The organism is Pseudomonas sp. E6002 (assembly GCF_013385565.1).
Lineage (GTDB): Bacteria > Pseudomonadota > Gammaproteobacteria > Pseudomonadales > Pseudomonadaceae > Aquipseudomonas.
Genome location: NZ_JACAPT010000016.1, coordinates 45,641 through 56,351 on the forward strand (window position 1 = coordinate 45,641; position 10,711 = coordinate 56,351).

General features: G+C 62.0%; 9 protein-coding genes. 3 read left to right on the top strand and 6 right to left on the bottom strand.

Annotated features, from left to right (window positions below; translation table 11 throughout):
* Nucleotides 1-57 precede the first annotated feature (57 nt).
* From HX815_RS14440 to HX815_RS14455, 4 genes are read right to left on the bottom strand one after another with little or no spacing between them, the layout of a single operon-like run.
* Entirely contained in the window at nt 58-1,323 is a 1,266-nt protein-coding gene (locus HX815_RS14440) for an efflux RND transporter periplasmic adaptor subunit (RefSeq protein ID WP_177028457.1), read from the bottom strand.
* On the bottom strand, nt 1,313-2,794 hold the full coding sequence (locus HX815_RS14445; RefSeq protein WP_177028458.1) for a TolC family protein: 1,482 nt from the start codon (nt 2,792-2,794) through the stop codon (nt 1,313-1,315). The genes HX815_RS14440 and HX815_RS14445 overlap by 11 nt, the downstream gene beginning before the upstream one ends.
* Nucleotides 2,787-3,986, bottom strand: coding sequence for an ABC transporter permease (locus HX815_RS14450; protein WP_177028459.1), 1,200 nt, complete (start codon nt 3,984-3,986; stop codon nt 2,787-2,789). The genes HX815_RS14445 and HX815_RS14450 overlap by 8 nt, the downstream gene beginning before the upstream one ends.
* Complete coding sequence (locus HX815_RS14455; RefSeq protein WP_023658970.1) at nt 3,983-4,690, bottom strand: ABC transporter ATP-binding protein; 708 nt, start codon at nt 4,688-4,690, stop codon at nt 3,983-3,985. Before HX815_RS14455 ends, HX815_RS14450 begins: the two co-directional genes overlap by 4 nt.
* Before the next feature lie 363 nt (nt 4,691-5,053).
* On the opposite strand from HX815_RS14455, the gene HX815_RS14460 reads away from it, so the two are divergent.
* Both HX815_RS14460 and HX815_RS14465 read left to right on the top strand, forming a co-directional pair.
* Nucleotides 5,054-5,806 carry a TetR/AcrR family transcriptional regulator gene (locus tag HX815_RS14460; protein ID WP_003211721.1) on the top strand — a complete coding sequence of 251 codons (753 nt, stop codon included), beginning with the start codon at nt 5,054-5,056 and terminating at the stop codon, nt 5,804-5,806.
* Between the two features lie 397 nt (nt 5,807-6,203).
* A complete protein-coding gene (locus HX815_RS14465; protein ID WP_256579503.1) occupies nt 6,204-6,803 on the top strand; it encodes a LysR family transcriptional regulator substrate-binding protein in 600 nt (199 codons plus the stop codon).
* Here HX815_RS14465 and HX815_RS14470 read toward each other — a convergent pair whose 3' ends face one another.
* Nucleotides 6,804-7,865 (bottom strand): FUSC family protein, encoded by a 1,062-nt coding sequence (locus HX815_RS14470; protein WP_003211716.1) that lies wholly within the window; start codon nt 7,863-7,865, stop codon nt 6,804-6,806.
* 154 nt (nt 7,866-8,019) lie between these two features.
* Nucleotides 8,020-9,645, bottom strand: coding sequence for an NADP-dependent glyceraldehyde-3-phosphate dehydrogenase (locus tag HX815_RS14475; protein ID WP_008432465.1), 1,626 nt, complete (start codon nt 9,643-9,645; stop codon nt 8,020-8,022).
* Between the two features lie 159 nt (nt 9,646-9,804).
* Between HX815_RS14475 and HX815_RS14480 the strand changes: the two genes are divergently transcribed.
* On the top strand, nt 9,805-10,665 hold the full coding sequence (locus tag HX815_RS14480) for a Dyp-type peroxidase (protein ID WP_177028460.1): 861 nt from the start codon (nt 9,805-9,807) through the stop codon (nt 10,663-10,665).
* Nucleotides 10,666-10,711 lie beyond the last annotated feature (46 nt).

Sequence of the window (10,711 nt, forward strand, 5' to 3'; positions counted from 1 at the left end):
CATCTTTATCAACTGAGAGATTGCTATCGCAGGCAAGCCAGCTCCTACAGGTCGGGTTCATGGACCGACCTTCACAAACCCAGGCTTCAACCCAAACACTTCAACCCCCTGGGCCGTCGACTGCCCGGTGGTCACCGTCACCCGCTCCACCGGCTTATCCATCGCGGCCCGATATTCCACCGTCATCGCACCGTCCCCGCGACTGATCGCCTGGACCGGTACGACAATCGCCTGGTCATTGTTGTAGGTCACAATGGTCAACCGCGCACTCATCCCCAACCTTACCCGCTGCAACTGTCGCGGGGTCAGCTTGGGAATCGACAGGGTCACCGGAAACTGCGCGCTACCCTGGCTGTCGCTGGCAATCGCCAGGCCACTGACCACGCTGACCGACCCCGTCAGCCGTTCCCCATCAAACCCGTCGCCCATCACCTCCACCGCCTGCCCCTGGTGCAACTGGTTGATGTCCAGTTCCGAGACCTTGGCGACGATTTTCAGTTTCTCGATGTTCGCCAGTCCAAACAGCACCTGGCCCTGGTTGACCTTGCTCCCGGCCTGCACCGGCGCGTTAGTGCTCCCGCTGCCCTGGGTCGATGAGTTACTGCCCGGCGCCGGCACCACAATGCCGGAGAACGGGGCCTTGACTTCCTTGCCGTCGAGCAGGGTATGCAGGGCGTCATATTTCACGGTGGCATTGGTCAGCTCCATATCGGCGATCTGCCGGTATTCGCCCTGGCCTTGTTCAACTGCCTGTTGCAGCTCAGCGCGGGCGGCCGTCAGGTCGAGTTGTTGCTGGGTGGCCTGCTGTTTCAGGTCGTCGAGTTCGTTGCGCGGGATGATGCCGCGCTTGAACAGGTTCTCGCTTTCGGTCAGTTTGCGCTGGGTGTTGCTGGCGGTCATTTCGGCAGTGCGCAGGGTGCGGCGGGCGCGCCCGACTTGCTGGCCACTGTCCCAGTCCTGCATTTCCTGCACCGTGCGCCGGGCCTTGAGCTGGGCGGAGAGGGCGTCGCGCAGTTGCACTTCGAGGGTGGCCGGGTCCATGCGCAGCAGCACCTGGCCGGCCTCGACCCGCTGGCCCTGTTCCACCAGGTTGGCCTGCACATTACCGTCGAACGGCGCGGTGAGGGTGATGGTGGTGTCAGGCTCGATCTTGCCCACCAGGCCGATCTGATGCACCAGCGGGTCGACCTTCACCGCCAGCCACTGCTCGGCGTTGCCGGGCTGGTTGGCGGCCGGGCTTTGACGGCTGAGCAGCGTGATGCCGACGCCGGCCACCAGCACAATCAACACGGCGCCCAACAGGCGCTTCTTATTAGTAGTCATTGAGGGCGATTTCCCAACTTTCCAGCGTCATGCCCAGGGTCAGGTCGAGCTGAGTCTGGGCGTTCAAATAGGCAATCAGCGCATTGAGCCGTGAGTTCTCGGCGTTACGCAGGTCGGTTTCGAAACTCAATACCTGGAAGTTCGTGGAGCGCCCGGCGCTGAGTTTTTCCCGTTCGATTTCGATCTTGCGCTTGGACAACTCCACCGCCCGCTGGGAAATTTCATACTGGCGCCAGCGGGTACCGAGGTCGCGCACCACATCGTTGACGTCGCGCTCCAGTTGCTGGCGGGCGTCGGCGATGATGATCTCCTGGTTTTCCACATCGACCCGCGCGTGCACCTCGGCCTGGCGAGTACTGATGTCGCCGATGGGAATCTGCACCTGCACGCCGGCGTAGCTGTCCCAGCGCCGATTGCTGTTGTAGCCGTTATCGTCATTGGTGGCGGCCCGAATCTGGTTGGCACCGGCCACCAGGTCCACTTGCCAGCGGCCGGAGTCCTTGGCGATCACCAGGTTGAGGTCGGCCTGCTGGCTGCCGAGCAGGGTGGCGAGGTATTCCGGCTGCTGGTTCTGCGCCAGCACGAAAGCCTGGCGTTTGTCGATGTCCATGGGCTTGGCTTCAAGGGCCTCGGTGGCGCGGATCGGTGTCGACAGGTCGAGGGCCAGCAGGCGCAGCAGGGCCAGGCGGCTGGTGTCCAGTTGGTTCTGGGCTTCTTCCACCCCCAGTTGCTGGGTGGCGATATCGGCTTCGGTCTGCACAATCTCGAACTCGGCCATACGCCCGGCGCTGATCAGCGCCTTGTTCACTTCAAGCAAGGTGCCGGAGCGCTTGAGGGCGTCCTGCACGATGCTCAGTTGTTCCTGGGCCCGCAGCAACTCGCGGTAGGTGGCGATGATGTTGCTGATGGTCTGCGCCACGTTGGCCTTGAGGTTCAGGCGGTTGGCCTGTTCCGACAGGCGTGACAGGCGCAGCGGGGCGGTGGTGGCGTCCCAGCCGGCACCGCGCATCAGCGGTTGGATCAGCGACAGGTCGAGGCCGTCGCTGCGGTAGCGTCCGGCGCGATCGGCGTTGTTCAGTTGTTGGGTCCAGTTCATGCTCAGGCGCGTGCCGTACTCACCGAGCAAGGTGGCATTGGGCGCGAGGTTAGCGTTGCGGGAGCTGTCTTCAGTGCCTTTAGTCGTGCGGTAGTAGCTGTTCAGGGTCAGCTTGGGGTTGAACGTGTCTTCAGCTACCCGCAGGTCGAATTTCTGCGCCACCCGTTGCAGGTACGCGCTGCGAATCGCCGGGTTGTTGCGCAGGCCCAGGTACACCGCATCCCCCAGGGTCAGGGTGGTGGACTGGGCATTCAGCGACACGCTGCGTTCATAGCCACTGCGGGTGGTACTGGGCGCGGAGGGGCGAATCACCACGTCGGCGGCCACGCTGTGCAGGCTTACCAAGGTGGTCAACAACAGCAGGCGTTTATTCATCGCGCAGGGCCTCCACCGGCTGCAGCCGCGAGGCCGACACCGCCGGATAGATCCCGAAAAACAGCCCCACCAGCAACGTGCTGCCGACCCCGAGCGGCAGCGCGGCCACCGCCAGGGAAAACTGCCAGCCGGACAGCCTGGCATACAGGTACGCGGCGGTCATGCCCAGTACCGCGCCGCATACCGCACCCACGGCGGTCAGGGTCACGGCTTCCAGCAGGAACAGGTTGCGAATGTCGCGCTGGCGCGCCCCGAGGGCCATGCGAATCCCGATTTCCCGGCGCCGCTCCGAGACGTTCATCAGCATCACGTTCATCACGCCGACGCCGCCGCCCACCAGGGAGATCGCGCCCAGGGCCAGCAGCAGGTAGGCGAAGGTCCGGCTTTGGCGGGTCATGCCATCGATCATTTGCTGGGGCACCTGAATGTCGACATCGTGGTCGGAGAGCTGGGCTCGCAGTGCCACGGCTGAGTCCTGGGCGAGGCGTTCCATATCCTGGCCGGGGGTGGCACGGATGATCACGTTGCCGATTTGCGGGCTGGCGTAGATCCGGCGCATGCCCGGGGCGGGGACGAACAGCGATTCGTTGGCCTGTACGGGAATCAGCATTGCCCGGGGCTGGCTGTGCAGAATGCCCACGATCAGGAACAGGTAATCGTTGATACGTACCCGGTCGCCCAGTTGCAGCGGGTCGCCGGGCACGCTCAAGGCCTGGACGACCTGGTCACCGACGACCGCATAGGTTTCCCCAGCATCGAAACTCGACAGGAAGCGCCCGTCGCGCACCGACAGGCGCATGGCATCCTTGAGGTCCGGCGTACTGCCGACGAGGCTTGCGTTCCAGGTACGGCCATGGAACACCACTGGCCCGCTGAACAGCGAGACCGCACCGATATGGGCAATGCCTGGAACGCTGCGGCGCACGGCTTCCAGGTCCAGGCTGGCGGGCATTTGCGCAGTGCTGGCACCCCTGGGCGGGAATTGCGCCACCAGGGTGTCGGTGCCCATGTCCTTGAAAATCATCGCCGCGTCTTCGGCGGCGTTGTGCCCGATATTGATCAGCGCCACCACCGAGGAACTGCCGATGACGATGCCCAGCAAGGCCAGGATCGAGCGCTTGCCCAGGGTGCGCAGGCTGACAAACGCCTCGTACAGCAGCTGGCTCAGGCTTTGTTCGACCCGCAGGCTCATAGGCGCCCGGCCTCTTGCACCACGCCATTGCGCACCAGGATCTTGCGATTCAGGCGTTCGGCAATGTGCGGGTCGTGGGTGACGATGATCAGCGTCACCTGCTGCTCGCGGTTGAGCGCCAGCAACAGGTCCATGATCTCCTGGGCGGTGGTGCTGTCGAGGTTGCCGGTGGGTTCGTCGGCGAGGATCACCGACGGGTTGCCGACCAATGCCCGGGCGATGGCGACCCGTTGGCGCTGGCCGCCGGAAAGGTCGGCCGGGCGATGGTGGGCGCGCTCGGCCAGGCCCACCTGGTCGAGCATGCGCAGGGCCTGTTCCACCGAGTCGTGGCGTGACACGCCGCGGTAGCTCAGGGGCAGGGCGACGTTGTCCAGGGCACTGAGGCGTGGCAGCAGGTTGAAACTCTGGAAGACGAAACCGATCTGCTGATTGCGGATCGCCGCCAGTTGATCGGGGCTGGCGCTGAAGATGTCATGGCCGGCAAAGCGGTACTGGCCGCAGTCGGGCAAATCCAGCAGGCCGAGAATATTGAGCAGGGTACTTTTGCCGGAGCCGGAGGCGCCGAGGATGCCGCAGCTGTCACCGGTTTCGATGGCCAGGCATACATCATTGAGAATCGACAGGTGTTGACCGGCCAGCTGATAGCTTTTGCCGATGCCTTGCAAGGAGATAAAGCCTGGGTGCGCGGGGGTATCTGTCATCATGACTACGCCTGCAGCCTCGACAGCGCCGTGCTTCCCCCGAAAATCCTTGTAACAAGTTCAGGAGCTGCCTGGTACACGTCACGGACTGGTTTTATTTCTTGTTTTTAAAATATTGTTTGAATACTAACCGCGATCCAGCCGTTCCGCCAGCCATGGATATAGAGCGGTTTTACCCTTTGAAACGATTCTTCAAAGGGACGTTTCCGGCACTGCAAAAATCCATCAGCTACCCTCAATGAGCCCGTTGCTGTTGGCTTTGAATAGTATGGCGCTGTGTCACTACTTGCTTTCAGGCAGCGGCCCCGGTATAAAAAATCAAATTAATTTTTAAAACAATATTTCCGCAGTGGAACCCCAATCCCTATGGTCGCGAAGAAACTCAGCGCTCCAAACGTTACCAAGACCCGATTGCTGGATGCGACAGAGGCTCTTTTCATCAAATACGGCTATGACGCTGTTTTGTTGCGGCAGATAACCGAGAGGGCCCAGGTCAATCTCGCTGCGGTGAATTACCACTTCGGGGACAAGGACTCCCTGATGAAAACCCTGCTGATGCAGCGCCTGGAGCCGCTCAACGAGCAGCGCCTGGAGTTGCTCGCCCGGTGCGAAGCCGAATCCGACGGCCCGCTGGATTGCGACACCTTGCTCGGGGTGCTGTTCGCCCCGGCCATGGGCCTGGAACGCAGCGACCCGGCCAGCGGGGAAGGGCGTTCATTCATCCGGTTCCTGGGGCGGGTGTACAGCGACACGTCGCCGTTTATCCAGGAATACCTCAAGGTGCATTACCAGCCGGTGTTCCAGCGCTTCTTCGAAGCCTTCGCACTGGCGCTTCCGGACTTGCCGCGCAACGAGCTGGGGGTACGCCTGCAATTTGCCCTCAAGGCGATCTCCGGGGTGATGGCCGGTACCGAGTTGCGCTTGCTGATGAACTCCATGAGCCTGGGACGCCCGGCCACGGATGCCGAGGTCATGGCCAAGCTGATTACCCTGGTGTCGGCGGCGATTCGTGTGCCGCAGCAAAGTCCTGAAGCCGAAACGGCCCTGGCGCGGGTGCTCGATACCCAGCGCGCGATACGTGAGCAAGCGGCGTCGCCTGTCAACAAGGTGGCTCGTTGACCCATCAAGACCGGCTCGCAATGAGCCGGTTTGCTTCGACTCCTCTCTCCAGAAACCGTGTGGCCACTCAAATCCCGGGCAAAAAAAACCCGCTGGGGCGGCGGGTTTTTAACTACAACGTTTGTAACGGATGAGGCTTTACCCTACGTCTCTGGATGTGAATAAAACGTGAAAAATATGTAAGAGAAAGTGTGAAGTCTATTGGCTTGTGTAATCCCGACAAATGGCAGTCAGCGTTTACTGTGAACCTGGCCGATAAAGTCTACAAGGTACTCACTCACCCGTTCCGGCGCATCCTCCATCAGAAAGTGCCCGGCGTTTTCCACCACCTGCAGCACGGCCCCACGGATGTCGTTGCGCAGGCGCCCACGACGCGGCGCTGACGCATTTCAATCCGGTGCAGTTACAAGGTTCCATCCGCCTGGGCGCCACCGAACAGGTGCCGATGGCCGAGTTGTCGAACTTGCTCGGCCAGTTTTCCCGGCAACACCGCCAACTGGATGTGCGAATTGTGGTGGAGCAGAGCCACGTGCTTCGCCAGGCCCTGGTGGACCGTGAGCTGGACCTGGCGCTGCACCAGGATTTCATCCCGCGTATCGAAGCGCGGGACCAATTGCTGTGGACCGAACAGGTGCACTGGTGCGCCCGGCCAGGCTGGCAGCCTGCGCCTGACGAATGCGTGCGGCTGATCACCTTCGGGCCCGGCTGTTTTTACCGGCAACTGGCCCAGGAACGCCTGAGCGCCTTGGGCATTCGCTGGCAGGTGGTGGTGGAATGTGGGTCGGTGGAGGGTGTGGTATCGGCCATCGCCGCCGGGTTGGGCATCGGCCTGCTCAGCAGTGACCATCTCGACAAGCGCGTGGAAGTGTATCGCCCCTTCGACCAGCGGATGCCGCTGCCCGAAGTGGCGAACGTGTTGCGCTTTGCCGAGGACAGCCCCGCGCCTCGGTTACAGGCGTTGCAGCAGCTGTTGATACAGGCGCTGCACCGGGGCTGATCAGATTTTCCAGTGGCTGGCGCTCTTGGCCAGGCGCTGGCGCATGGCGTCAATATTGGCTGCCAGTTGCAGGGTCAATAACCGGTAACCGTCCAACGCGTTGACCACCGGCACTTCAAAGGTCTGTTCGTGGGTCGGCGTGGTGCTCGGACGTTCCAGCCGGTCGGTGGCCCCGGATTGCAACGCCCGCGCCATCCCGATCAACTGCACCCGAATCTGCCGGTGCTCGGCTTTCAACGCCACCTGCATGCGCGCCAGGGCTTCCTTGTCCCGTGGGTCGGGGCGGGTGTTGCCGAGGATCTCCAGGGTGCTGATGCACATCCGCAAATGCCGCTGCAGGGTGTCCAGCTCGGTCATGGAAATCCGCACTTCCTTGGAGACCGATGGCATCAGCGAGCGTAGTTGCAGCATCGCGGCGTTCAGGCGATTCAGCAGCTTGAGGTGTTCATCATCGGTGACCGATTGGCCGCTGATGATCCGGCTATAAATCGCCGCGCAATCGCGCAAGGCACTGGCCAGGTTGTAGCGCCAGGAATACACCGCATACAGCGGCAGGGCGAAGGAAAACGCCAGGGCCAGGACGATCCCGATCAGGATGTCGACCGTGCGCCACAACCCGTCCGATATCGGATTATCGCCATGGCCCGCAACGATAAATACGGTGATGGCCGACAGCAACGCGATGTATCCGCCCTTGCCGATGGCGTGATAGGAAAAGAACCCGCACACCACCGACATCAGCAAATAGGTCAACAGCGGCTGCCCCAGATACGCCTGTTGCAGCACCAGCAGCAAACCGACGCTGGCGCCGATCAACGTGCCGTAGGCGCGCTCGACGGCTTTCTTGCCGATATTGCCGTGGTGCTGCAAACCGCCGATCACGATCAGCATCGTCACCGAGGCCCACTCACCATGGGGCAGGTTGATGCCGGTGGTGAGCAGGATCGTTGCGAGCAACCCAATGGAAACCCGCACCGCGTGGATCAACTTGGCGTGACGGTAGCGCCGGTACGGGTCCAGCAAGGGACGCAGCAAGCGGCGGGCGAAGAGAGGGAGATTCATTGGTATCAGGGTAACCTCGTTGTTCAGGCTTCACTCAGTTCCAATGTGGGAGCGGGCTTGCTCGCGAAGGCGGCGTGTCAGTCAATACATCCGGCGACTGAACCACCGCTTTCGCGAGCAAGCCCGCTCCCACATTTTTAGATCGGTGTCGGGCTCAGAAAATATAGTCAGTGGTCAGAAAGCTCGACGTGCGTTCCTGCAGGATGTCACTGACCAGTTCCTTGTTGCTCGCCTGGAACTTGGTCGCCACCAGGGTACGGATCGAAAACACCCGCAACGCATCATGTACCGACAGCGTGCCCTCGGCCGAGTTCTTGCGCCCGTTGAACGGGAAACTGTCCGGCCCGCGCTGGCACTGGGCATTGATGTTGATCCGGCCCACCTGGTTGGCGAACGCGTCCACCAGGCGCCCGACTTCCCTCGGGCTGGTGCCGAAGATACTCAGTTGCTGGCCGAAGTCCGACTCCAGCACGTAGTCGATCACCGTCTCCAGGTCGCGGTAAGGCACGATCGGCACCACCGGGCCGAACTGCTCCTCGTGGTACACGCGCATCTGCGGGTTCACCGGGTACAGCACCGCCGGGTAGAAAAACGAGCCACGGCTGGCGCCGCCATTCTCGTTCACCACCTTGGCGCCATGGGCCAGTGCGTCGGTCACCAGGCCGCCGAGGTAATCCACCTTGCCCTGCTCGGGCAGTGGCGTCAGCGACACACCGTCTTCCCACGGCATGCCAGGCTTGAGGGTCGCCAGCTTGCGGTTGAATTTCTCGATAAAGCTGTCGACCACGTCCTCATGCACAAACAGGATCTTCAACGCGGTGCAACGCTGGCCGTTGAACGAGAGCGAACCGGTGACAGCTTCGTTGACCGCATTGTCCAGGTCGACCTGCGGCAGCACGATCCCGGGATTCTTTGCATCCAGGCCCAACGCCGCGCGTAGCCGGTGCGGTTTCGGGTGCAGTTTCTTCAAATCGCTGGCGGCCTTGTTGGTGCCGATAAACGCAAAGATATCGATCTTGCCGCTGGCCATCAGCGCGCTGACGGTTTCGCGGCCGCTGCCGTAGATCACGTTGATCACGCCGGCCGGGAAGCTGTCGCGGAACGCCTCCAGCAACGGGCGAATCAGCAGCACGCCGAGCTTGGCCGGCTTGAACACCACGGTGTTGCCCATGATCAGCGCCGGGATCAGCGTGGTGAAGGTCTCGTTCAGCGGGTAGTTGTAGGGGCCCATGCACAGCGCCACGCCCAGTGGCACCCGGCGGATCTGCCCCAGGGTGTCCTGTTCCAGCTCGAAGCGGCTGGAGCGGCGGTCGAGTTCCTTGAGGGCGTTGATGGTGTCGGTGATGTAGTCGCAAGTGCGGTCGAACTCTTTCTGCGAGTCCTTGAGGTTCTTGCCAATCTCCCACATCAGCAGCTTGACCACTGCATCACGCTGTTCGCGCATACGCCGCAAAAACGCTTCGACATGCTGGATGCGATCCACCACGCGCATGGTCGGCCACGCGCCCTGGCCACGGTCGTAGGCGGCCACGGCAGCGTCGAGGGCGGTCAAGGCGGTGTCGGCGTCCAGCAGCGGGGTGCTGCCGATGATGACCGGCGTGTCACCGTCGGCACCGCGCAACTGCACCGGGCTGCGTACTTCGGCCAAAGGGCCGTTCCACACATGCAACTGGCCGCCGACCAGGTAATCACGTTGTTCGATGGGCGCCGCGAGCCGGAATTGCTCGGGAATCTCGGCGGCAGTGGGAAACAGCTGGGCGAGCAGGTTGTCGGTGGTCATGTCGCTACCCCTGGAATGGTTGCAAAACGTGACTAGAGATTCACCCATCAACGGCCCGTGTGGCAAGGGCTAGACGCATTAACCCGCGAACCTTGGAAAACCTTGAGCACAACCGTGAGCTCGCCGGGTAAACTGCGCGGCTTTCTTGAAGGAGTTCACATGAGTCAGTACCAGCCGGGCATTCTTGCCGCACCGGTGCCGTTGCAGGCACGCCATCTGTTTTTTGCCATTGAGTCGCTGGATGCCGTGCCTGCCGCACTGGATGCGCTGGTGCAGTTGGTGGACGCCAGTGCGGTGGTCGGTTTTGGTGAGCCGCTGGTCAATGCCCTTGGCGCCCGGATTGACGGGTTGCGGGCGTTCCCTCATGTGAGCGGGCCGGGGGCGGAGAATCCGTCGACCCAGCAGGCGCTGTGGGTCTGGTTGCACGGTGTGGATCGCGGTGAGTTGCTGTTGCGCAGCCGGGCGTTCGAGAAGGCCCTGGCGCCGGGGTTTGGTCTGGTGCAGATGACCGAGGGGTTTCGCTACAAGACTGGGTTTGATCTGACCGACTATGAGGACGGCACTGAGAATCCGCATGATGATGCGGCGGTGGAGGCGGCGGTGGCGCAGGGTGGTGCGAGTTTTGCGGCGATCCAGCAGTGGCAGCATGATCTGGATGGGTTTGCAGCGTTGCCGGCTCTGGAGCGGGACCACATTATTGGTCGGCGCCATGGTGATAACGAGGAGCTGGAGGATGCGCCGGAGTCGGCGCACACCAAGCGTACGGCTCAGGAGAGTTTTACCCCTGAGGCGTTTGTGGTGCGGCGGTCGATGCCATGGGCCGAGAATGGTCAGGCGGGGTTGATGTTCCTGGCGTTTGGGCATTCGTTTGATGCGTTTGAAGCGCAACTGCGGCGGATGAGTGGGCTTGAGGATGGGATTGTTGATGGGTTGTATCGCATTAGCAAGCCGTTGACTGGGGAGTATTATTGGTGTCCGCCGGTGCGTGATGGGCGGTTGGATTTGAGCTTGGTGCTCTGAGGTTTTTGTTCGGGGTACATATCCATTATTTAGGTAACGGCCGCCT

Bases quoted from the DNA above. Each gene is read 5' to 3' on its own strand.
- HX815_RS14460 (WP_003211721.1), top strand. From the start codon at position 5,054: ATGGTCGCGAAGAAACTCAGCGCTCCAAACGTTACCAAGACCCGATTG.
- HX815_RS14450 (WP_177028459.1), bottom strand. From the start codon at position 3,986: ATGAGCCTGCGGGTCGAACAAAGCCTGAGCCAGCTGCTGTACGAGGCG.
- HX815_RS14440 (WP_177028457.1), bottom strand. From the start codon at position 1,323: ATGACTACTAATAAGAAGCGCCTGTTGGGCGCCGTGTTGATTGTGCTG.
- HX815_RS14480 (WP_177028460.1), top strand. From the start codon at position 9,805: ATGAGTCAGTACCAGCCGGGCATTCTTGCCGCACCGGTGCCGTTGCAG.
- HX815_RS14445 (WP_177028458.1), bottom strand. From the start codon at position 2,794: ATGAATAAACGCCTGCTGTTGTTGACCACCTTGGTAAGCCTGCACAGC.
- HX815_RS14470 (WP_003211716.1), bottom strand. From the start codon at position 7,865: ATGAATCTCCCTCTCTTCGCCCGCCGCTTGCTGCGTCCCTTGCTGGAC.
- HX815_RS14475 (WP_008432465.1), bottom strand. From the start codon at position 9,645: ATGACCACCGACAACCTGCTCGCCCAGCTGTTTCCCACTGCCGCCGAG.
- HX815_RS14455 (WP_023658970.1), bottom strand. From the start codon at position 4,690: ATGATGACAGATACCCCCGCGCACCCAGGCTTTATCTCCTTGCAAGGC.